Genomic DNA, 22,642 nt, shown 5'->3' on the forward strand with positions numbered 1-22,642 from the left:
CTGTAGCTAGAAATCAAGATATTAATCTAAAAGGCAGTGATATTATGAATTTGATTACTTACTTTAGCAAACAAGAGCCAATTCTATTTGCAGGAGGAGAGTTAAAAAGGCTGTTAGAAAAAGCCGGTATCGAAGGCTCCTTGCAACTTGTTGAATGCTTTAAAGATAGCGATGATCATCAAATTTTATTAATTACGAGAGAACGATACCAATCATTATCGATTAATTCCAAGCTATCTGTGGAATTAAACCTAGATGGCTTTGCCATAGTAAAACAAGGTCATCATACATGGATTATTGGGGAGGAGCCACGCTCTGTTTTATATGGAGTTTATAAGTATTGTGAAATGGTTTTAGGCTACAGATGGACTCAGTTGGACCAAGAAGAAATATTTCAAGCGCCGCTTCAAGAGCAAGAAGAGCTTTCTACCTTTAATCCTACTTTTCAAAGAAGAGGAAATATTATTGAAACCATTGATAACTCAACATTTATTAACTCGTTAATAGATTGGGGAGTAAAGAATGGCCATAATGAATATTTTTTTACTTTCTTTTTATGGGAAAAAGTAAAAAGGTATGTAGCTCCGACCTTAAAAAAAAGAGGAGTAAAGGTAACATTAGGCGGCCATTCACTTCAATTTTTATTAAACGAGATAGGTATTCAGAGTGCTAAGCAAGAAAATATTCAATTCTTTACAAGAGATAAGATAATACAGGAGAAGGTCATCCAAAAAATTGTAGCCATTTGTAAAGAGAATGAGGTGATTTCTAGAATATCCTTATGGCCAGAGGATGTTGGTATTGGAGAGAAAAACGCCAGTGACTTTATGTCGAGTTACATTTTATTTACTGAAAATTTAAATAAATACTTAAAGAGAAGTGGGCTGCAGGTAGAGGTAGAGCATATAGTCTACAACGCTGGACTTTCGTGGAGCATGCTAGAACGCGACAATAACACGAATATCTCGTCAGAAGTTGATATTCTATTTGCATACTGGGGAAGAAATTACGCAGAAAGTATAGAATCACAGGAGATTAATCAGCAAAGAGCTAATCATTCATTAAAGGATTGGAACGCGGGAGCCACACAGAATGGTAGAAATCTAACCGTTTTAGAATATTATAGCGACCATTTCATGCTAAGTGAGCTATTCCCACCTCTGGCAAAAAGAATTGATGAAGACGTAAGGGATTATCGACGTCAAAACGTAGCGGGAATTTTAAATCTCATTGTCCCGCCACATGTGAAAGACCACTCTACGGAATTAGACAAAAGTTACCCATGGATGTGGGCCCAACATTTTAATAATTATATATATACGAAGCTTGTTTGGGGACAGAGTTTAAGTGAGTCTCTAGAACAATATTTTCAGATCTATGCTTCTGATTCGACACAGATTAAAGAAGCATTTCTCTTTTTAGAAGAAATAATCTCTCCTCATACTAAATGGAATGTACCACTATTTCCAGCTAGAGTCGTCGATCCAGAAAAGATTACAGATACGGCAGAACGGCAGGGGGTTGTATGCTTTCTAAACGAGATCGGTAAGCATCTTGGTCAGACGGATTTTGAAGAGACAGAAAGGCTGCTCTCTACTCAATCGAAAGATGTTCCTCAATCTTATACACCAACAGAATTAGCCAACATATACTTCTATTTTTTAAAAACAGTAGCTGCAAGAACTCTAAAAGAATGGAACGAGAAATAAGAGAAGGAGGGAAGCGAATGAATTTTAAAAAACTTTACTATTACAAGCCTACACCAAAAAATAAAGAATCTAAAATTGTGGAGAAAGACCTAATCATCTACGGTGCAACTCCCGCTGGCTTGACGGCAGCTGTTCAGGCTCGTCGAAACGGATTGACTGTTGCAGTAGTAGAATTTAGCCGAAATATCGGGGGAATGACTGCCAGTGGGTTAGGAGCAACAGATCTTGGTGCTGAAAAGGCAATTGGTGGACTTGCTAAGGAGTTTTACGAAGAGGTAGCTAAATACTACCATAAGGAAAAACAATGGAGATTCGAACCTAAGGCTGCACAATCTATATTTGCCTCATGGATGGATAAGTACGATATTCCTGTATTTCTTAATGAGCATTTACAAAAAGTCCTTAAAGAGGATGGGAAAATAAATGAAATCATTATGGAGAGTGGTAATAGATTTAAAGGTAAAATCTTTATGGATTGTAGCTATGAGGGAGACTTACTTGCGCTAGCGGACGTTTCCTATTTTGTAGGTAGAGAGTCGAATGCCACTTATAAGGAAATCTATAATGGCGTTCAATTTGGTGCACCACATCATAAATTTGAGAAGTGGATTGACCCGTATAAGATAGAGGGTCAGGAGGACAGTGGACTATTACCAGGTATAAGTGTAGATAGTAAAGAGTCTCTAGGATACCAGGGACAGGGGGATCATCGGATTCAAGCCTATAACTTTCGAATTTGTTTAACAAATAACCCTAAAAATCGAATTTCTTTTCCAAAACCCCCTAACTATGAACCTCAGCGTTATGAGCTTTTATTACGCTATATTAAGTCGGGCGTGTGGGATGCTATGAAGCTACATACTCCACTCCCAAATGACAAATCGGATTTAAATAACCACGGTGCAATCTCCACTGATAATATTGGTAAGAATTATGAATGGCCAGAGGGTAGCTACGAAAGACGAGAGGAAATTTTTCAGGACCACGTAAATTATGATCTTGGGATGCTCTATTTTTTATCTAATGATGAACGAGTCCCACAGTCAATCCGTGAGGAAGTAGCATCTTGGGGGCTACCAAAGGACGAATTTATGGAAACGGGACATTGGCCGCATCAATTATACATCCGAGAAGCAAGAAGAATGATATCAGATTACGTCATGACAGACCATAACTGTCTTGGACAATCCTTTGTTGAAGACCCAATTGGATTGGCTTCCTTCCATATGGATTCTCATAACTGCCGACGTGTGGTGATTGATGGAAGATGTGTAAATGAGGGAGATGTGCAGGTCCCGATTTCTCCATTTGAGATATCCTACCGCTCCATACGTCCAAAAGTAGAGGAGTGTACTAATTTGCTTGTTCCAGTTTGTTTATCCAGTTCTCACATTGCTTTTGGATCTATACGAATGGAGCCAGTATTCATGATTCTTGGACAATCTGCAAGTGTTGCAGCCAATTTAGCTATTAAGCATAATACATCTGTCCAAGAAATAGATTATCAGGAACTAAAACAAGAACTGATGAAAGTAAGCCAGGTAGTTGAATGGAGTAGCGACATGAAGGATGACCCTATTAAACGTATGCAAGAGACATTCGGACAATAGTAGAAAGGATGACGTGAAATGAAAACCATACCTTGGGATGTTAGTAGACTAGCGGAAGTGGTTGAGCTCTGGAACAAAGAATTGGGAGAAGAATATCCAATGCGTCAAGAACTTTTTAACCAAAATAGTTTGGAAGACAAGAATGTCCTAGAAGATGGTTGTGCCATGGCGGTAGACGACCAAAATAACATAATAGGGTTTATTGTAGCTAAAAAATGGCAGGAGAACGTAGATATAAAAATGGATTCTAAAAGGGGGTGGGTTCAGGTAATCTTGGTTGACACAAATTACCGGAATAAAGGGTTAGGGACAAAGTTACTTAATAAGGCCGAAGAAACTTTAAAAGATCATGGTATAGAGGAGGTTCAGTTAGGCGGAGATCCTTTTCATTATTTCTCCGGAGTGCCTCTACAATTTGGGGAGACACAACAGTGGGTTGAAAAGAAGGGCTATGTGAAAAGAATCGACACATATGACTTGATTAATCATCTAAGTAAGAACTATTCCATGCCCGAAGACAAGACAGTGTCTTATTCAATCTTACAACCGGATGAAAAGGAAGAGTTACTTACCTTTTTAAACAAGTCTTTTCCTGGCAGATGGGAATACGAGGCGATTAAATATTTTGAATCGAATGGAAGTGGAAGAGAGTTTGTAGTACTCAAAAAGAATGGACGGATCATTGGCTTTTGTCGAATCAATGATGAAGAATCCCCAACAATTGCGCAGAATGTTTATTGGAGTCCTTCCTTTACAACTAAGGTTGGAGGGATTGGACCCCTCGGAGTAGATTCGAGCGAACAAAAGCAAGGATATGGATTAGGAATTGTAGAGGCGGCAATGGTTCTATTACAGGAAAGAAAAGTCGAAACTATTATTATCGATTGGACGATATTAGTAGACTTCTATAAAAAACTAGATTTTGATATTTGGAAAGGATATGGGATTTATTTAAAGGATTTAGCAGGTACAAATTGAAATAGCGTTTACAGAAGAAAGAAGTACTCGATTTTAGACTCATTCAAAGTCGACAACCCTCACTAATCATAGCAAAAACTATTCTTAAGACTAGTACTAATAACTATATAAATAGGAGGAAAAATAAATGAGAGAATTCTTTAAAATTGTAATGATTACGGTTCTTTGTACAAGCGTGGCGTTAGGAAACTTTACGCCATTATCCATATCTCATGCGGAGGAAGCTTCAAGTGAGATACGAAACCCTGGATTTGAAGAGGTAAATAATGACCCTTCTACTATACCAGGATGGTCGATGGAAAATAACAGTAGTACTCCAGCAGTTATTACCAACACTATTTCTCACGAGGGGAGTCATAGCCTACACTTTAAAGACGAATCGGACAAAGCAGGTAGTAGGATATTTAGTGACAGAGTATCGGTCACTCCTGGTAAATCCTATACTGCAAAGGTCATGACAAATGTGGTAAAGCAAACTCATAATATTGTGTATGAGGTGCACTATTACGACAAAGACAATAGAAAGCTCACTAACAATGTCAAAACAGAGTTATTTGGAAACTTACCTAAAGACAATTGGACAGAACTAAAAGTCTTTACTGAGGTTCCTGCGAATGCAGCATATGCAAGGCTAGCCTTCTACTCTGGCGTAATTAGCTTAACAGAGGCTTACTTTGATGATGTTACTTGGGAGCAAGCAGTAGAAGACATTCCATTAGAAAGAGAATATGCTTCTCCAGTCGATTTAGGTGAAATGGTTAACGTGCAGTTAGGACAAGCAGCAGTTATTCAAAAAAATAGCCTAGGAGAAAATGAAGTATATTATCATTCTAATGGCCTTCCGGGAACATTTTCTGTTTTAAATGCTGAAACAGGAGAGCTTAAATTTTCTAAAGTAATAGAAGGAACAGAGGCTTTATGGGCAATCACAATTGGTTCCGATCAAAATGTGTATTTTGCAGGAACAGGTGATGGTAAGCTTTATCGATATTTACCAGAGGAGAAGAAAGTAGAAGAATTAGGGGTCAATCCATCTGATAACTGGGTGTGGGATTTAGAAGGTACCGCTGATGGGAAGATTTATGGGTCCACTTATCCTCATGCAGCTGTATTCGAATATGACATAGAAAGCGGTGCTTTCCGTAACTTTGGTACTGCAAAGGAAGGTCAGCAATATGCGAGAGGAATTGGAGTAAGTGATGACTCTATTTACGTCGGAGTAGGTACTAAAAAGCATTTGATCAAGATTGATAGATCTACAGGAGAAAAAGAAGAAATAATAATTGAAGGCCAAACAGGTACAGATGGCATGATCGAAAATATTTTTATCGTAAATGATAAGCTGTTTGTTTCCGCTGGTTCAGTAACTATGCTAGTTCTTGATAGAGAGACGCATGAAGTGATTAATCAATTTAGTTATAGCAATATGATTTCAGACCCTTCTCCACACAATAACAATTTAATTTACTTTAAGTTTGAAAAGAAATTGTATCAGTACGATTTTAGTGAAAATGAAACAAAAGAGATTGAAGGTATTCCTTTATTACCAGACACAGTACGAGTTAAAGATATGGAATGGATAACATTAAGCAATGGAGAGACAGTTCTTGCGATGATTACACAGTATGGTGAATATATATTATATGAGCCAATAAAAAATGAAATAACGTTTATTGACATGAATATTGCCTCACAATCCGTAGAGATTCAGGCGCTAGAAGCTGGACAAGATGGAAAATTATATATGGGTGGCTATCAGCGTGGACTAAGTATATATAACCCATTTACGAATGAAAGGGAAGTGAATATACCTTCCTTTGCCCAACCAGAAGGCATCGGTTTTCTAAATGACAAAGTATATTATGGAACATATGTAGGAGCGATGATTTATAGCTATGATCCGAACAAGGAGATAGATTTAAATAGTAACCCTAAGCTAGAATATGATATTACTGATCATCAAGATAGACCTTTTACACTTACATCGGGAGATAATAAGCTATTCGTTGGTACGGTACCAGATTACGGGGTATTAGGTGGAGTTCTAGCCATATTCGATGAAGACACCGGTAAATGGTCACAATATAGAAATGTAGTAGAAGATCAAAGTATTATTGGATTAGCCTATAAGGACGGAAAGCTATATGGCAGCACATCCATTTGGGGCGGACTAGGCTTGGACCCAAAAGCAAAAGAGGCTAAGATATTTGTATGGGATGTAGCTACTTCCAAAAAAATAGAAGAATTTACCCCTGCTATTCCTGGAATAGATGAAACTCCAAGAATGATTGGTGAGATCTCATTTGGACCTGATGGTAACCTATGGGGCATAGTTGATGGGACAATATTTGCGATGGATCCAGAAACGAAGGAAGTGGTTAAGAGTAAAACCATTCATCCAAGCTTATATAATAGCAGTAAGTGGCTACCTTACCGACTAGAATGGGCACCAGATGGAATGCTTTATACGACACTTTCTCGAAAGTTAGTTGCTATTGATCCAGAAACCTTGTCACATAAAGTTATCGTAGATCGCTTTATGAATAATATGACGGTAGGGATGAACGGAAGCATTTATTACGCACAAGGCAACAAGCTACAAATGATTGCAGTACCTGAAACAGACGCTACACTAAAATCTATTTTAATTGGCGGAAAGACTATTTCTAATTTTTCACCAGGGAAAAGCCAATATAGTTTACCGGAACAAGAAAGATCGAGCTTACAAGCTATAGCAAATCAGACAGAAGCGAATATAGATATAAAAGACGAAGGACAAGTAACTATTATTTCAGTCACTGCTCCAGATGGTAAGTCAAAGAAAACATATAGTATTCAATGGGAGCAACAAGCAGAGATTCCGGAATATGCAATGGAAGTGAATGTGAAATTCCAAGATGAAAAAGGAAAGGAAATACAAAAGCTTACGAAGGAGAAAAAGATTACAGCTGCCATAGAGGTTATAAATACTAAAAATAAAAATCAAGATATTTTAGTATTAATGGAGTTACTTGATGAGAATGGAAAAGTAGTTGATCAAGATCAAAGCTCAAGAACAATCCCAAAAGGTAAGACGATGAAAATGTCGACAAAGCTTAAGATGCCTAAAAACATTAAGGGGTATCAATTAAAAGTAACTGCGTGGGAAGGGAAGAAGATAAAGGAGAATATGGTCCCGTTATCGGAAGAGTTTATCATTAAGGAATAAAATCTGGAAAACATATTCATAGGTGGGTGAAAAAAGTGCTAAACATAGCACTTTTTTTACTGATATTTTCTACAGCATAGCATTATAAAAGCCCACAACCCTTTAATGGGCTGTGGGCAAATTTATATTATCGTATGCGGCTTTCTGTTTCCTTGTCAAAGAAGTGAGCCTTAGACATATCAAATGTAAGCTGTATGTTTTGCCCTGTTTCTAAAAGAGAATCTGCATTAATTCGAGCAACGTATTGCTGTTCTCCTAGAGTGGAGTACACCATGAACTCAGCACCTGTTAATTCACATACATCTACATGTGCGTTCACTACGGATTCTGGTGTTCTAGTCAGATCCTCTGGGTCGGCAGAAATATGCTCTGGACGGATTCCGAAAATAATATCTTTACCGTTGTAGCCTTGCCCATTTAGAAGAGAAGCCTTTTCTGGAGATAATTTAATCTTATTCTCGCCGGCTACAAAGTAACCGTCTTTTACTTGCCCTTGGAAGAAGTTCATGGCAGGTGATCCAATAAAGCCTCCAACGAAAACATTTTCTGGGTTTTCATACACGTCTTTCGGTGTACCGACCTGTTGAATAAGGCCGTCCTTCATAACTACTAAACGTGAAGCCATTGTCATTGCCTCTGTTTGGTCATGGGTAACGTATACAGTAGTTGTTTTAAGTCGGTGGTGAAGCTTAATAATTTCAGCACGCATTTGTACACGTAATTTGGCATCTAGATTAGATAATGGCTCATCCATTAAGAACAGCTTAGCATCACGGACGATTGCACGTCCTAATGCCACACGCTGACGCTGACCGCCAGACAAAGCTTTTGGTTTTCTATTTAGAAGTGGCTCAAGACCTAGAATTTCAGCTGCATTCTTCACTCGCTTGTCAATATCAGCTTTAGGGAATTTTCTTAGTTTTAACCCGAAAGCCATATTATCATAGACAGACATATGCGGATAAAGTGCGTAGTTTTGGAACACCATTGCGATGTCGCGATCTTTAGGAGCCACATTATTCATAAGCTTACCCTCGATACGAAGCTCACCTTTAGAAATTTCCTCTAGGCCTGCAATCATACGAAGTGTTGTCGATTTACCGCAACCAGATGGCCCAACTAAAACGATAAATTCTTTGTCTTGTACGTGTAAGTTAAAGTCTGAAACTGCAGTAGAAGTATCATCATATATCTTATAAATATTTTCGAGAACCATTTTTTCCATTGTAAATCCCCCCAAATTGTTTTTTCCATACATTAAGTTTAACAATAGAGATTAATGGCTTATATAGATGATATGCACAAGGTTTTTAGAAATATATTGTGCATGTTGTTATTCATAGTTTACGAGCAAGCTAGCACAATAAACAATGAGTGCTCCGCCAAAGTCACGGACTGATATACCTGTGATTTCCTGAAATTTTGACAATCTATAATGAAGTGTATTCCGGTGAATATGTAATTTTTTTGAAGTGATAGAGGCGTTGAAGCCATTTTCGAAAAATGCACGGACGGTTTGCAGTAGCTCCGTGTCAAATTCAATTGGAATTAACACTTCGTGGTGAATGATTTGTCTCAAGCTTTCCGACATTTCATTGGTTAGGATGGTCGGAAATATGCTTTCGAGTGTATAAATTCGTCCAGGAAAATAGTTGCCTATTCCATTAGAAAACCATTCTCTTTCTAAAGCATAACGTGAAGGTGTTTGTTCATCTACAGGATAGAACTTCCCGATAAAGAGCTGGGCTTTTATAAAAAAATCACTTTCTAAAGCTGAGATAAAGGAAGCCAGGTCCTCTGGAGACTGAGTATATGTAGACTTTTGTTCAATCAGTAAGGCATTGTTGGGGGCTACGAAAACAAGTTGCACAGCATCCTCGAAAAATAATTGAACGGCCTTGGCCAAGTCTGTATTTTGAAAGCTATTACTCTTTATCACAAGCTGTATAATACGAATTTTCTTGCCTGCCTCAATAGGTAGCTCACCAGAGCCTTGAAGAAAACGATTCCACCTTTCAGAAAGTGAGTAATCAGAAGGCAATGTTAAATCTACTACTGTGTAGAAAGAAGAGAGTAGCGAAAAGTCCCGAGAGGATACTTCATTCTTCTTTATTTGTATCCACTGATTACTAGAAGGATCATGAAAAGTATGAACGTCCTTATCTGTGTTGTTTGGGTATTCTGAAAATTTGTGATAGGAAGGAAAGAGGGAAGATAAATCTTTCAGCATAGTTGAACTCCTTTCTCATGAATCTCTTTCTGGAACTGTGGTAGATTAGTATGCAAAGTAGACATCTAAACATATATATCAGGAAATTAATTGCTCAAAATAGAAATCTCCCAAGTTTCATATGAACTCGAGAGATTTCCTTTACTGTGCGGGCTTGAGATATAAAGTTCAATCTTTCTTGTAAGCTTGTCATGCACTTATTAAATTGCTTAGCTAAGACCAAATTCCGTTATTAAAGAGGCTAAGCCACCTTGGAAACCGCTCCCAATTGCGTTAAACTTCCACTCATTTCCGTGTCTGTATATCTCACCAACAACAAGTGCCGTTTCAATGGAAAAGTCCTCTCCCAAATCGTATCGAACTATTTCTTCATGCGTCTCGTCATTTACAATCCGGATAAAGGCATTAGAAACCTGACCAAAGTTCTGATTCCTAGCCTCTGCATCATGAATAGTAACGGTAAAAACTACTCTATGCACACCGCTAGGGACTTGTTGAAGGTTCACTAACAATTGCTCATCGTCACCATCGCCATCACCTGTGCGATTATCTCCAGTATGAACAACTGAGCCATCCTCACTTTGAAGATTGTTATAGAAGATGAAACTTTTATCGCTTAGTGCCTTTCCATTTGAATCAACTAAGAAAGCAGAGGCGTCTAAATCAAAGTCATGACCACCACTATAGCGATTTGTATCCCAACCTAATCCAACCATAATTTTTGTTAATCCAGGATTCGTTTTTGTAAGATCAATCTTTTGTCCTTTAGATAGGTTAATAACTGACATTTCAATTCCTCCTTTAAATTAGTGAGTACTGAGTAAGTGTTTTATTTTCTTTGACCATCTTCATATTTCTTTTGAAGCTCTTCTAATCGAAGACGACCTTGTTCTCTCATTTTACGGTTTTCATCTTCAATCGCCTTTGTTTCGTTCATCCCACGCATAATCGTTTCCCACGTTTGCTCAATCGTTTCAATTTTAATACTAGGCTGACCTGACATTCTGGCGATATCTACACTTTGCCTAGAAATGTCATTCGCATTTCTTAACAGCATTTCGTTTGTTCGACGGTCTAATTCACTCATCGATTGGGCAACCAAGTTTTGTCGTTTGGCAGAAATAGCATTGATTAGACCAGTTTTAAATATAGGAATGGTAGTCACAAATGCAGAGTTAATCTTCCCTATAAGCTTGGTATTACCTCGTTGCAGCATTCGGATTTGAGGGGCAGACTGATAGGCAACTTGTTTAGCCATTTCTAAGTCATAAATTCTTTGATCTAGTAGCTCAACGGCATTTTGAAGGGAATTTAAATCCATTAAAACAAGCTGATCGCCTCTCTCTGCTTTTTCCTGTAGGGCAGGGAGCTGCTGGCGTAACTGGTTAAGCTTTAATTCACCTGCAACAATATATTTCTCTAGCTCCATGAAATAAGTGAAGTTTTTATCGTAGAGTTCTTCTAACGTTTGAGTAGAAGCTTTCATCTCTTTTTCATATTTCGTAATTTCAATGAAGACTTTGTCTATTTCTTTCCCCATTGTTTGATACTTATTGAAGAGCTTTTCAATTAGCTTCTCACCCTTTTTGAACACCTTGCTCAATAGAGATGGCTTTTCTACAAAATCTTTTTTATCGAACTTATCCATAATTTTACCAAGCTGTTTTAAAAGCTCGCTGGATTCTTCCATACTACTAGATTTTATTGTGTTTAAAATTCTTCCTGTAAAAGCAGAGATTTCGTTTGCTGGCTCGCGACCAAACTCTAACAACTCTACTTGGTTCTTAGGATCAATTTTCGCAACCAATTGTAAAACCTGAGGATCTCTCTTCAATTGTGTTTTGAGTTCATTGCTTTCCTCTAAAAGCTGTTCCTTTTGGTCCATTTCTAATTTTTCTAGTTCCAAACTACTTCAACCCCTATATCATCTAAATTTTTTAAAAATCTTACTTACTACATTCTCTTCTTTAAAAGGCTCATTGAAGGATCTATCATCCATCCAGTGCAGATCAAACATTCCTTCTTGAACCCATTTTTCTATATCCAAATGTCCTTGCGGATTTACCAATATAATATCTAAACCAAGATGATGCATGATGCATAGAGCGTTTGCATCTGCTCTACTCAACTCGGGTCCCTTTTCTTCGTTATAAAGGAAGATAGTTGGAACAAATTGAGGGTAATCAAACGTTTGAAACAGACGTATAACAAAATCAGGTATAAACATGGATTGAGAGAATGCATATAATTGTAATTCCTCATGTGTTTCGTTTCCCTGAGGAATAAGAATGGGATCACGCACATGCTTAGCAATGGCTTCACCTATCGCTGTTTGTGTACCTGAAGGTAGCTTACCATAAGACCACCAATTAGAAGATTTCATAATCTCAGGATCTAACATTCCGTCAGAGTTTAAAGCATTTCGATAATGAAAAACTGGATTTGCCTTTTGTTCCTTAGTAAATGGGAATTGACGAATCACATGGGTATCCTCTCGAGAGGTTAAGGAATGCACGTTGTTCCAAAAACGCTTTCGATTGCGGTCTATTCCCATGTATTTAGCAAAAACGACGGGAATAGTTACTTGCTGACTGCTTACTTGAAAGTGAGGCCGAATCATAGCACGTTCTTTAGCTATTAAGAATGCTTCATCCTCGGTGGTTTTTAACCTTAAGGAATTTATGGAATATGATTTAAATTGAAAAGGCTTATAAAGACCTGAATCATCGTGATGCAAGAGTTCATTTATTTCTTGAGTAGCTCTAAAAGCAACTGTACCAGCAATTTTAGGCATCTCATTTGGAAATTCACTTGGCTTGCTTGCTATTTTGGGAAATTTAAAGGAATGTTCCTCATCTATTCCAAGCATTTGCATTGGCCAGGATTCATCGCAGGGATTAAATATGACGATATGAAATCCATAAGCTCCTAAAAACTTTAGAAACCATCTCTCACTAGGAGTAGCATCACCGTACCAGAGGAAGCCGGGCAGACCAGTTTGAAAGTCTAATTTTTCTAAAACAGGCTCGACATGATTGAATATCCATTTAATCATATCAATCGTTATCCGTCGATACTCATGGTGCTGTGTCCCTTCAACATAGTTAGATTGGAGCTGTTTTAATAAATCGATTAAAACAATCCTTATACGTCTATTTAAATCGGTATCATTGAGTTTTGGGAGTAAAAAATGACCTTCCAAAAAGGCAACCATTCGATTCGGAGACAGTCCTTTTTCCTGGCGATGTATTTCAAAAAGCTGATTAATAGCACGTAGTTTATCAGGTGCAATATTTTTATTAAGAGAATTAGTAAGATTAATCAGCTTACCATCAGAATCATTTAATTGTGTATGCAAAATAGTAAAATACTCATCTTCATCCATAGAAACACCAATAAATTGGCATAATAACTGGGGATATGTCAGGCTATCTTGATCGACTGTCACTATGCTAGGGTCTTCTAAAGAGTTTTTTAGCCATTTCCCAATGTTAGATGAATCCCACGACTGCATCCTTATTGGATTTAACTTCACCATGGGTTTTACCTCCTGTTAATACATATTATAACAAATATTATGAACTTTTTTTATTATTTCCTCACCTGCCAATACACCAGTTTGATCGGTTACTTGGACGTGAGATGGGAGGTGCGAATTATTTAATATAACTTCTCCATGCTGAGGGATGAAACCGTAATCAGCACTCAAAACCATATCTAAGTCTAATAATGAATCACCTGCTGCAATTACTGTTTCTGCCTCTACTCGATCAGCTACAAACTCAAGAGCGAGAGATTTGTTAATACAATTAGGCATTACGTACAACTTTCTTCCTTGTTTAGACAAGGTAAAGCCTTGCTTGTAAAAGAGTTGGGATAGGTCTTCCAAGTCCTCAACTGTAAATCTCTCCTCATCTATAATCATATACACAAACCAGTTCTCTGCCTGTAAGGATTTTAAGACGGAGCCTCTTTGAATATAAGGTTCAATCTGTGATAGTACGTGAGAGACAGAGGTACAGTCGTTCTCAAGCTGTACCTCTATTTTATCAGACCATTCCGGAATAGGTTTACCATTTTCTAATATTACAGCTCCATTGGAAACAATGGAGTATGTTGGCTTCTCCTGAGGATTATACAATCTAAACAAACGTTCATATTGTTTACTAGTTCTAGTTGTGACCGGCAAAAATTCAATGGAAGAGGAGAGTTCTTTAAAAATTTCTAGTCCTTCCTTGGTCATGAATGCTGTCGGATTGTTCTCACGCCACTCTACTATGGCTAGATCTTGTTCACTTACTTCGAGACCTCTAGATTTTTTACTATATATGAGTGTTCGATCTAAATCACTCGCAAATAGAATAGTCATATTAATTCCTCCGATTCTATAAGCCCAATAGCACGGTAATAAAGGTCAGGGATTATTTCAATAGGTATATTTTTTTCTTGGCATAAGCTTAAAATATGCTTAACAGCTTCCTCATTTTCATCTCTTAAGAGAATTTTATGAGGTTTCCTTCTTAATAACGTTCTAGTCGTTTCCCCAATACTAGGCTTTACTTTGGTGAGGTCAGAGTTTTTGTAATATTTGTGTGCGATTTCTTGAGCTACCTGCATGCCTGACCAGGTTCTTTCGTTCTTAATAGGGAATTCATTGAACTGCTTTAGGGTATTTTCCTCTTCAGCAGAAAAATGAGCAGTTATTTGATCGACAAAAGAGTTGGACACATCCTCATCCTCAAGCTCCGCGTAATACTTGGCCCCATGAAAATCCTCTGGTGACTGATAGGCGTTATTTAGAATAGTTCTACTGATTAAGCCAGATACTGTAGAATTTAAAAAGGCATTAGGTATTAGAATATCTTCTCTTGTGCTATATAACGTTGCACATCCACCAGGATCGGAAAGGACTGCAAGGTCATCGTTTAAGTGAAGACCTTGTTCATTCAATTGTTGAACGGATTTGGTCAACTCTTTTTGAATGGCACCTTTTCCTGTCCAACCATCTACAAATTGTAAATGATGGTTCGGGTATAAATCACGCACTGTTTTTATAGCATTTTCGTCAATCCCTTTTCCTCTTAAGATGGATACGCTAAAATGTGGCCAGTCTAAGCCTAAAAAAGTACGAGCATATCTTCTCATTAAAATTCCTACTGGGCTTCCTGCGCGTGCCAAGGAAATGATGACGACTTGATCCGTTCCTGCATATTTGTGGACGCGTCTAGTGACAATGCCTACTAATTGAGCTATATAGCTAGAAAGCTGGTTCATAGCCTGATTGTATAAACGTAGATACTCTGGAGAGGGTCGATATTCTATAGGTAAGGACTCAGAGTAATGATGCCCTAAAGAAAATGCCTTTTCTCGATTATCTATGTTCGATTCAATTTGAATTTTGGACATATCCTTTAGTAAGAAGGTAATGTCTTCTGGTGAGTAACTAGTTTTAACTAAGTGATCAGTCTTAAGCATCCTCTAATCCCCCTCTGTTAGCTGGCGATGTAAGGGATAACCATGTGACCGATCCTTTGCTGTGCAAATAGCTTAGTAAAGGAGACCAGGTTTCTTTATTTTTTACAGACTCTGCTACTACTAAGATTTGTTCAAATTCATGTTCTGCAACGTTATATAAGTATTGTTCAACACCATTTGAATCAGGCAAAATAAATTTACACTTACTTTTAATTGGATAGTGTTCTTCTTTTTTTGCAAAGATTGGGCTTCTAGTCGTTGTTTGGATCTTGGTATGTTTACCTAGTGCGAGAGCAATACGGCTTGGAATATATATGTTTTCTCCTATGCCTATTACAAGCGTTGGTTTATCCCTATCTAATTTCAGCTTCTCAAGTAATTTATGTATCCAGTCGTCCATTGCTGCATGGCTTTCACTCGTCAGGCCAAATCTACCAGTGAGAGTGCTATAAATTGCATGTTCGCTAAAATAGGGAGTGGTGCACTGAGAGGGGATGTCATCTTCTAAAGACACATGAACTTCTTCACCCCCTTTTAGATAAGGTATGACTTCCTCTTTGATGGTAGCTGTATTGTGTAGAGTGAATTGACCAGAAAGAATGGGAATTATTTCGGCATGAATCCCATTTTGTTTCATTAAGTCAGTAAAGTTGTTTATATTTTCTACACTTCTCCAATCCAGAATAGACAATATTTTAAACTGCTTTTTTGGGAACTTTTCGTTTAAGGATATAATTAAATTGGAAAGTGTGAGACCAGAGGTTATTTCATCATCGATAAGTACAATCGTTTCCGCTTCCTTTAACACGTTCTCTGAAGCATATACTCGGTGAGAGGTAGCATGAGAATGCTCTTCTTCAAAAACAAAAGAAGGGGAGAGATTGATGATTTCTTCACGCGTAGTATGAATATACTGAGCCTCATCGAAATGATTAAAAACAGCATGACCTAAACCGGTGGCAGTTTCTGCGAAGCCTATAAAGACAGTATTAGTCGGTAATTTAACCTTATATTTTAAAGAGCTAAGGCTAAGCGTGCGGTCTGACTGGCCGGAATCAATCATTTGAATAATTTCCATTAACTGTGGATGAGCAGGTAAACCTTCATTTTCCATTAACATAGAAGCAAGAACAGTCCCAGTTCCTAGTGAAAGAGAAGGGTCTACTGGTAGGTGTTTCCCGAGCAGGCGACTAATAAAGAGAAATTGTCTTTTTTTATTTATTCTTACTCCCATTTCAAAAAGCTTATCTGGATTAAGGTTGTATGGATTATTTTGAACATCAATGGTTAGCTTTAAATTTCCATGTAAATTATATGTTCTTGATGTAGCCGATAAAGTCGTGTGTGGTAACATTTTCATTTAGCACCCCATATATTTCTGCTTGCGCCAGTATTTTTAAAGCCCAACTATAATGAGGTTTAACCTCATTCATTTTATTTTTTGAAGGGCTACTTAAAATTCCATTATTTCCATATCTGTTTCCAACGATCATGCTAGCGTCGTCAAACGTCTCCTTAGAAACAGGATAGACAGCATTAACGATATCTACTTGGCTTGGATGAATGCACGTTTTACCGTAAAATCCATTCAAAAGGTCTAGTTGAACTTCTTCCCATAAGATGTCCTTACTTTTATCATCAAAGTATTCAAATACAGGACCTGAAATTATAAAGTTATCCTCATAGCGTCTAAACGTGTTTAGAATTTCTGTTAAACAATCTCCAATTAATTGTAGCTCGTAAACAGTTCTATTATATGGCCGTCTAAGGCTAAAAAGGCTAGAGAAGTCTGTTGCCCCAACTCTAATGGTTAATATGAGACGTTCGTAATTCAAGAAAATCTTATAAAGCTTTTGGAGCTCCTCTTGTCGAGACTCTTTAAAAATAATCTCTTTTGATTCAATAATAGGCAAACCATATAGCGTAACGGATCTTGCTTGGTTTAAGGAATCCAAGCATGAAAAGAAATCATTAGCATTAGTAGAATTACATTTAGGGAAGACTATACCCGTGATAAGGTCTAAATCATTTCCTAACTGACTAGCAATTCTCTGTAACTGGTCTACGCTTCGAATTCTTATAAATAGGAGGGGCAAATCATACTGTAGGGTAGCATTTGCGCTGATCGCTTCAGCTAAGGTGTGCAGTTGTTCTACTACATTGTTTTCGGCTTCTGTTAGCGCGTTATCTGAAATAGAATCCTCTAAACACATAATTACACTAGTAAGATTTTCAAAAGATCTCTTGATTAATTTTGAAGAAAAATTACTCATTAGGCCAGGAATATATAAAGTGGCACCCATAGCAATCCCCAATTTTAGCTTGTCTGTCGTTTTTGAAAATTCTTTAGGAGGTAGATGAAAAAAATTATTCACTTCATTTTCACTTAAACCCTTAAAATGTCTGATGGTAATCACTCCTTGAAAGAAGAAGGGGCTATAGGTCACCCAAGTTCTATTAAATATACTCTTTGTAAAAAAAAAGCAAGGAGAAAACCCTTGCTTTAGAAAAGATTTAACTAGTTTAAGCCAAAGTCAGAAACTAAAGCTCCTAATCCACCTTGGTAGCCGCTACCAATTGCATTAAATTTCCACTCGTTATTGTGGCGATACAATTCACCTACAACTACTGCTGTTTCAATTGAGAAATCTTCTCCTAAATCGTAGCGAATTAGTTCTTCCTGAGTGTCTGCATTGATAATTCGTACGTATGAATTATTTACTTGACCAAAGTTTTGACCTCTAGCTTCTGCATCGTGAATAGTAATGCTAAAAGCAATTTTTTCAATAGAACTTGTAACGTTTGCAAGGTTTATATTAACTTGCTCATCATCGCCATCGCCTTCGCCTGTGCGATTATCTCCTGTATGAACAACTGCTCCATTACTACCTGAAGTATTGTTATAAAAAATAAAATCAGCCTCAGATGCACATTTTCCACTGCTATTTAATAAGAAAACGGAAGAGTCAAGGTCGAAGTCGTTTCTGCCGTCATATTTGTTTGTATCCCAGCCTAGACCTACAATAATGTTTGTTAACCCTGGATTACCTTTAGTTAAGTCTACCTTTTGTCCTTTAGATAAATTAATAGCCATGTTTATATCCCACTCCTTATAAGTATTTGTTTGCTATAGATGAAATATCAGTGTCTGCTGTACCTTCTCCAATAGCCGAGAATTTCCACTCTTCACCATCGCGATATAGTTCCCCAAGGAAAAGTGAAGTTTTCCCAGAATAATTATCAGAAAGATTATAATGTACTAATTCTTGTCTTGTATCGTTGTCCACTAAACGAATAAATGCATTTTTTATCAAGCCAAAATCTTGTTTTCGTTGTTTTGCTTGGTAAATATTAACGACAAATAAAAGTCTATGAACAGAACTTGCAACTGATTTAAGGTTTACGTTAATTACCTCATCGTCTCCGTCACCATCTCCGGTACGGTTGTCACCCATATGTACCACGCTGCCATTGTTAGAAGTTTTGTTTCCAAAATATATTAATTGTTGTTTGGAAGATAACTTTCCATTTTCGTTTAAAAGTAGAACTGAAGCGTCACAGTCTATAGCAGCGCCACTAGAACCACCGCCAAAAAGACTACCTAAAAACCCACCGCTTTTTTGACTTACTGGATCCCATCCAAGTCCAACCATGACACTTTTTAAAGAAGACCTACCTTTAGTAAGATCAATTTTTTGTCCTTTTACAAGATTAATAGCCATTGATAAACCTCCCCAAATTTCTTTATTTAATTAATTTTACGTAACTACCGCTTAAATAGTTTCATTAAGTAATAAAATTTTTATCGTTATTCATACTAATATATTTTAACGGTTTACATGGGAAATTGGAAATATATAAGCCGATATCAGAACAAAGACTGTGACAATTTAAATTCGGTATCTGCTTTCTCCTGAAGTTTTCAGCAGAGCCACGCAGAAGTTAAGTGTGAGTCACTTGTTGCTTCATCCGAGCTTTATTTCTTTTGATAGAGAATAGCGGCATGCCCTAACGTTTTAGCTGCTGTTAGCATGGCCTTTTCATCAAAATCAAACATCGGGCTATGATGTGGGTAGACATCTCCATCAGGCATAGCTCCGGTGAAGAAAAACGTCCCTGGAATTTGTTCGAGATAATAGCCATAATCCTCACCAATCATTAAAAGCTCCGATTCCTGTACCTCTTTGACATCTGGGATTTGTCTTGCTATTTCAGCAAGATATTCTGTTTCTTCTTTATGGTTAATGACTGGAGGGTATCCTCTTTCATATGTGAGTGTATAGGTACAGTCTGCAGTCAGACAAGTTCCGTCTAACACGCGTCGTAACTCATTCTCCATTAAATCTCTTACAGCAGGAGTAAATGTTCTAATGGTTCCGCTCAATTTAACCGAATCAGCGATAATGTTAAATGCATTGTCGGCAACAAATGAACCGACAGAAAGAACAGCCGACTCTACCGGATTGACTCTTCTTGAGACAATTTGCTGCAAATTAACTACTAGTTGTGAAGCAGCCAAAATGGCATCTTTTGTGTCATGAGGATTAGCGCCATGACCACCGCGCCCTTGAATTTTGATGATAAAACGATCTGCTGCAGCCATAATTGGGCCGGAGCGATAGGCAATTGTGTGAAGGGGAGTTTGAGACCATAAATGGGTACCAAAAATTACATCTACGTCATGTAAGCAGCCAGCTTCTATCATTGGTTTTGCGCCACCTGGTGCATATTCCTCCGCATGCTGATGTATAAATACGTATTCTCCGCTCAGTTCATCTTTTAACTCATGTATAGTACGGGCAAGAATGAGCAGTGTAGCAGTATGTCCATCATGTCCACAGGCGTGCATTACACCAGGTACTGTAGATTTATACGGAACTTCCTTCTCATCTTGAATGGGTAGTGCATCAAAGTCTGCACGCAAAGCAACCGTTTTCCCAGGGCGTGCCCCTTTAACTCTTGCGACAACACCATTTCCGCCCACATTGGCGTCAAAAGGTATACCAAGTTGTAAGTAAAAGTTTTGAATATATTTGGCAGTGTTAGTCTCTTGAAAGGATACCTCAGGATGCATATGTAAATACCTTCTAATTGTTACCATGTCATTAAAACCTTCTTCTAATCTTCGAAATAAATCATTAGTCATCTTAAAAACACCTCTTTTATATATTTTTAATTAACAATTACTTCTAAAAATTATAACAGATAATAGAAAGTCTATTTTAAATTATTTAAATAATCTATTTTTTATTTTGGTGCATATTTTCTTACAGAACTCACATCATACGACTGTAATAATTTATTGAAAAGGAGAAAATAAAATGATAAAAAAGATGAAGATATTAATCGCTATTCTTATAATAGGGTTCTTAACAGCATGTGGAAATGATGATGCTAAGGATGATAAAACAACAGATACGACAACGGATACAACTCAAGATGGGAATATGGATCCTAATGCAACAGTTGATACTGGGAACGATGGAGAAATTGGTGAAGAAGAAGGAAAAGACGTTTCTACAAACGGAGATCAAAAGGTTGATGTAGCAGATGACGTGGCTGCAAAAATTGCAGAATTGGATGAAGTAGATGTTGCTCATGTGTTAGTGACGGATACAAATGCATATGTTGCTGTTAAAGCGAAAGAAGGAACAGAAGATAACGATGAGTTAAAAACTCGTATATCTGAAAAAGCTAAAGAAGGTAAAGGTAATTTAAATTTTGAGAACGTGTATGTATCTTTGGATCCTGATTTTGTTGGCCGTATGGAAGAGTACGGAACAAAGATTAAAGCAGGGGAGCCGGTTGAAGGATTCTTTGATGAGTTTACAGATACAGTACAACGTGTATTTCCTGATACAGCTAAATAAAAAAGGCGAAGAGGTAATTCTCTTCGCCTTTTTCTTATTTTAACCCGATATTTGCTTTGACATCGACCTCTGCATATTTCTTCTGATCTGCTCTTGCTCCTATTAATGTGCCTATATAGCCACCCAAGAACCCAGCAGGTACTGAAAAAATCGCAGGGTTAGTTAATGGGAAAAGAGCTGTACCATTAAATAAATGAGTGCCATCTGTTCCCCAAAGGTTTGGACTTAAGGAAACTAATACTAGAGCAGTAACTAGCCCGGTGACAATTGCTGTCATAGCTCCAGTGGTATTGAACCTTTTCCAATAGATGGTGTAGATGATCACCGGTAAATTAGCACTTGCAGCGATACAGAATGCTAGTGAAACCAAGAACGCAACATTCATCGTTTGTGCTCCTAAGGCTAAAACAATAGATAGAAGTGAAACCCCAACAGAAGCAAAACGAGCCGCTCTCATTTGCTGTTTTTCAGTTGCTTTTCCTTTCTTTATGATTTGTCCATAAATATCATGGGCAAATGCAGATGCACCTGATAGCACTAGTCCTGCTACTACTGCTAATATAGTGGCGAAGGCAACAGCAGATACGAAAGACATGAGGATATCCCCTCCTAGTGCCTGCGCTAGTAATGGTGCTGCCATGTTTCCTGCTGAGTTTGCAGACATAATGTCGCTAGCTCCTACAAAGTAAGCAGCTCCGAAACCTAGGAAAATAGTAAGAACATAGAAGATACCTACAATCCATGTTGCATACACCACAGAAGAGCGGGCAGTTTTAGCATCTTTTACTGTGAAGAATCGCATAAGAATATGAGGTAAGCCTGCTGTACCTAATACTAAGGCGATCATCATAGAAATTGTGTCCAAGCCATTCGTATACTTTACTCCAGGATTTAAGAAGTTTTCTCCTTGCTCTGTAACCGTTTTCATCTCAGTGAACATACCAAGGATATTAAAGTTGAATTTCCATAATACTAAAAACGAGATAAGGACTGTCCCAATCATTAACAATACAGCCTTAATGATCTGTACCCAGCTCGTTGCAGCCATTCCACCCCAAAGAACATAGATGGTCATCATTGTTCCTACGATTAGTACAGCAATCCAGTAATCAATGCCTAGTAATAGTTGTATTAGTGCACCTGCACCCACAAGCTGTGCAATCATATAGAACAAAACGATTGTAATAGTGCTAATCGCGGCAGCTCCACGTACTTTCTTTTGGTTAAAGCGTGCATTAATCATATCGGCTAGCGTATATTTCCCCAAATTTCTTAGAGGCTCTGCTACGATGTAAAGTACAACTAAATATGCTACTAAGTAACCTATACTATAGAAAAAACCATCAAAACCAAAAAGTGCGATAGCTCCGGCAATTCCGAGGAATGATGCAGCAGAAAGGTAATCTCCTGCGATGGCTATCCCATTTTGCCAGCCAGACAAACCTCCACCGGCAGTGTAAAATTCACTAGCAGAGTTAGTTCGTTTGGACGCAATGTATGTGACAAATAGAGTTAATGCTACGATTCCTACAAAAAATATAAGACCGACTGTACTCATGCCA

At 37.7% G+C, this 22,642-nt stretch carries 18 protein-coding genes; 5 read left to right on the forward strand and 13 right to left on the reverse strand.

Annotated features, from left to right (window positions below):
• Positions 1-44: 44 nt before the first annotated feature.
• From MKY09_RS01805 to MKY09_RS01820, 4 genes are all read left to right on the forward strand, one after another.
• A complete protein-coding gene (locus MKY09_RS01805) occupies positions 45-1,709 on the forward strand; it encodes an alpha-glucuronidase family glycosyl hydrolase (RefSeq protein WP_342567427.1) in 1,665 nt (554 codons plus the stop codon).
• A gap of 17 nt (positions 1,710-1,726) precedes the next feature.
• A complete protein-coding gene (locus MKY09_RS01810) occupies positions 1,727-3,319 on the forward strand; it encodes an FAD-dependent oxidoreductase (protein ID WP_169360196.1) in 1,593 nt (530 codons plus the stop codon).
• Positions 3,320-3,337: 18 nt separating this feature from the next.
• Entirely contained in the window at positions 3,338-4,297 is a 960-nt protein-coding gene (locus tag MKY09_RS01815; protein WP_342567428.1) for a GNAT family N-acetyltransferase, read from the forward strand.
• A 127-nt stretch (positions 4,298-4,424) separates the two neighbouring features.
• Positions 4,425-7,505, forward strand: coding sequence for a carbohydrate binding domain-containing protein (locus tag MKY09_RS01820; protein WP_342567429.1), 3,081 nt, complete (start codon positions 4,425-4,427; stop codon positions 7,503-7,505).
• Positions 7,506-7,632: 127 nt separating this feature from the next.
• Here the strand turns inward: MKY09_RS01820 and ugpC are convergent, their stop codons facing one another.
• The 12 genes from ugpC to MKY09_RS01880 all read right to left on the reverse strand — a co-directional run bounded on the left by ugpC (position 7,633) and on the right by MKY09_RS01880 (position 20,356).
• Complete coding sequence (gene ugpC / locus MKY09_RS01825; RefSeq protein WP_169360193.1) at positions 7,633-8,730, reverse strand: sn-glycerol-3-phosphate ABC transporter ATP-binding protein UgpC; 1,098 nt, start codon at positions 8,728-8,730, stop codon at positions 7,633-7,635.
• Positions 8,731-8,838: 108 nt separating this feature from the next.
• Positions 8,839-9,735 (reverse strand): helix-turn-helix domain-containing protein, encoded by an 897-nt coding sequence (locus MKY09_RS01830; protein ID WP_298467746.1) that lies wholly within the window; start codon positions 9,733-9,735, stop codon positions 8,839-8,841.
• Positions 9,736-9,944: 209 nt separating this feature from the next.
• Complete coding sequence (locus tag MKY09_RS01835; protein ID WP_169360191.1) at positions 9,945-10,523, reverse strand: TerD family protein; 579 nt, start codon at positions 10,521-10,523, stop codon at positions 9,945-9,947.
• Positions 10,524-10,564: 41 nt separating this feature from the next.
• Positions 10,565-11,620, reverse strand: a complete 1,056-nt coding sequence (locus MKY09_RS01840) for a toxic anion resistance protein (RefSeq protein ID WP_342568199.1) — start codon at positions 11,618-11,620, stop codon at positions 10,565-10,567.
• 39 nt (positions 11,621-11,659) lie between these two features.
• Positions 11,660-13,273, reverse strand: coding sequence for a YceG family protein (locus MKY09_RS01845; protein ID WP_251556367.1), 1,614 nt, complete (start codon positions 13,271-13,273; stop codon positions 11,660-11,662).
• A gap of 15 nt (positions 13,274-13,288) precedes the next feature.
• Positions 13,289-14,104 carry an HAD hydrolase family protein gene (locus MKY09_RS01850; protein WP_169360189.1) on the reverse strand — a complete coding sequence of 272 codons (816 nt, stop codon included), beginning with the start codon at positions 14,102-14,104 and terminating at the stop codon, positions 13,289-13,291.
• Complete coding sequence (locus MKY09_RS01855) at positions 14,101-15,210, reverse strand: cysteine protease StiP domain-containing protein (RefSeq protein ID WP_251556370.1); 1,110 nt, start codon at positions 15,208-15,210, stop codon at positions 14,101-14,103. The genes MKY09_RS01850 and MKY09_RS01855 overlap by 4 nt, the downstream gene beginning before the upstream one ends.
• The gene (locus MKY09_RS01860; RefSeq protein ID WP_342567430.1) at positions 15,203-16,570 is read right to left on the reverse strand and encodes a phosphoribosyltransferase family protein; all 1,368 of its coding nucleotides are present in this window, start codon (positions 16,568-16,570) and stop codon (positions 15,203-15,205) included. The genes MKY09_RS01855 and MKY09_RS01860 overlap by 8 nt, the downstream gene beginning before the upstream one ends.
• The gene (locus tag MKY09_RS01865; protein ID WP_342567431.1) at positions 16,521-17,585 is read right to left on the reverse strand and encodes an HpcH/HpaI aldolase/citrate lyase family protein; all 1,065 of its coding nucleotides are present in this window, start codon (positions 17,583-17,585) and stop codon (positions 16,521-16,523) included. The genes MKY09_RS01860 and MKY09_RS01865 overlap by 50 nt, the downstream gene beginning before the upstream one ends.
• Positions 17,586-17,728: 143 nt before the next feature.
• Positions 17,729-18,304: a TerD family protein gene (locus MKY09_RS01870; RefSeq protein ID WP_169360186.1), complete on the reverse strand. Its 576-nt coding sequence runs from the start codon at positions 18,302-18,304 to the stop codon at positions 17,729-17,731.
• A 16-nt stretch (positions 18,305-18,320) separates the two neighbouring features.
• Complete coding sequence (locus MKY09_RS01875) at positions 18,321-18,932, reverse strand: TerD family protein (protein ID WP_169360185.1); 612 nt, start codon at positions 18,930-18,932, stop codon at positions 18,321-18,323.
• 254 nt (positions 18,933-19,186) lie between these two features.
• Positions 19,187-20,356 carry a M20 family metallopeptidase gene (locus MKY09_RS01880; RefSeq protein ID WP_251556373.1) on the reverse strand — a complete coding sequence of 390 codons (1,170 nt, stop codon included), beginning with the start codon at positions 20,354-20,356 and terminating at the stop codon, positions 19,187-19,189.
• 175 nt (positions 20,357-20,531) lie between these two features.
• Here MKY09_RS01880 and MKY09_RS01885 point away from each other — a divergent pair, with 175 nt between their 5' ends.
• A complete protein-coding gene (locus tag MKY09_RS01885) occupies positions 20,532-21,080 on the forward strand; it encodes a YhcN/YlaJ family sporulation lipoprotein (protein ID WP_251556375.1) in 549 nt (182 codons plus the stop codon).
• 34 nt (positions 21,081-21,114) lie between these two features.
• On the opposite strand, the gene MKY09_RS01890 is transcribed toward MKY09_RS01885, so the two are convergent.
• Positions 21,115-22,638, reverse strand: coding sequence for a sodium/solute symporter (locus tag MKY09_RS01890; protein WP_342568200.1), 1,524 nt, complete (start codon positions 22,636-22,638; stop codon positions 21,115-21,117).
• Positions 22,639-22,642: the final 4 nt, after the last annotated feature.

The organism is Psychrobacillus sp. FSL K6-4046, assembly GCF_038624605.1.
Lineage (GTDB): Bacteria > Bacillota > Bacilli > Bacillales_A > Planococcaceae > Psychrobacillus.

Excerpts from the sequence above, each read along its gene's own strand:
- MKY09_RS01855 (WP_251556370.1), bottom strand. The coding sequence starts at position 15,210 with ATGCTTAAGACTGATCACTTAGTTAAAACTAGTTACTCACCAGAAGAC.
- ugpC (WP_169360193.1), bottom strand. The coding sequence starts at position 8,730 with ATGGAAAAAATGGTTCTCGAAAATATTTATAAGATATATGATGATACT.
- MKY09_RS01815 (WP_342567428.1), top strand. The coding sequence starts at position 3,338 with ATGAAAACCATACCTTGGGATGTTAGTAGACTAGCGGAAGTGGTTGAG.
- MKY09_RS01860 (WP_342567430.1), bottom strand. The coding sequence starts at position 16,570 with ATGAAAATGTTACCACACACGACTTTATCGGCTACATCAAGAACATAT.
- MKY09_RS01885 (WP_251556375.1), top strand. The coding sequence starts at position 20,532 with ATGATAAAAAAGATGAAGATATTAATCGCTATTCTTATAATAGGGTTC.
- MKY09_RS01840 (WP_342568199.1), bottom strand. The coding sequence starts at position 11,620 with ATGGACCAAAAGGAACAGCTTTTAGAGGAAAGCAATGAACTCAAAACA.
- MKY09_RS01820 (WP_342567429.1), top strand. The coding sequence starts at position 4,425 with ATGAGAGAATTCTTTAAAATTGTAATGATTACGGTTCTTTGTACAAGC.
- MKY09_RS01830 (WP_298467746.1), bottom strand. The coding sequence starts at position 9,735 with ATGCTGAAAGATTTATCTTCCCTCTTTCCTTCCTATCACAAATTTTCA.
- MKY09_RS01890 (WP_342568200.1), bottom strand. The coding sequence starts at position 22,638 with ATGAGTACAGTCGGTCTTATATTTTTTGTAGGAATCGTAGCATTAACT.
- MKY09_RS01880 (WP_251556373.1), bottom strand. The coding sequence starts at position 20,356 with ATGACTAATGATTTATTTCGAAGATTAGAAGAAGGTTTTAATGACATG.
- MKY09_RS01805 (WP_342567427.1), top strand. The coding sequence starts at position 45 with ATGAATTTGATTACTTACTTTAGCAAACAAGAGCCAATTCTATTTGCA.
- MKY09_RS01845 (WP_251556367.1), bottom strand. The coding sequence starts at position 13,273 with ATGGTGAAGTTAAATCCAATAAGGATGCAGTCGTGGGATTCATCTAAC.
- MKY09_RS01850 (WP_169360189.1), bottom strand. The coding sequence starts at position 14,104 with ATGACTATTCTATTTGCGAGTGATTTAGATCGAACACTCATATATAGT.
- MKY09_RS01875 (WP_169360185.1), bottom strand. The coding sequence starts at position 18,932 with ATGGCTATTAATCTTGTAAAAGGACAAAAAATTGATCTTACTAAAGGT.
- MKY09_RS01810 (WP_169360196.1), top strand. The coding sequence starts at position 1,727 with ATGAATTTTAAAAAACTTTACTATTACAAGCCTACACCAAAAAATAAA.
- MKY09_RS01870 (WP_169360186.1), bottom strand. The coding sequence starts at position 18,304 with ATGGCTATTAATTTATCTAAAGGACAAAAGGTAGACTTAACTAAAGGT.
- MKY09_RS01835 (WP_169360191.1), bottom strand. The coding sequence starts at position 10,523 with ATGTCAGTTATTAACCTATCTAAAGGACAAAAGATTGATCTTACAAAA.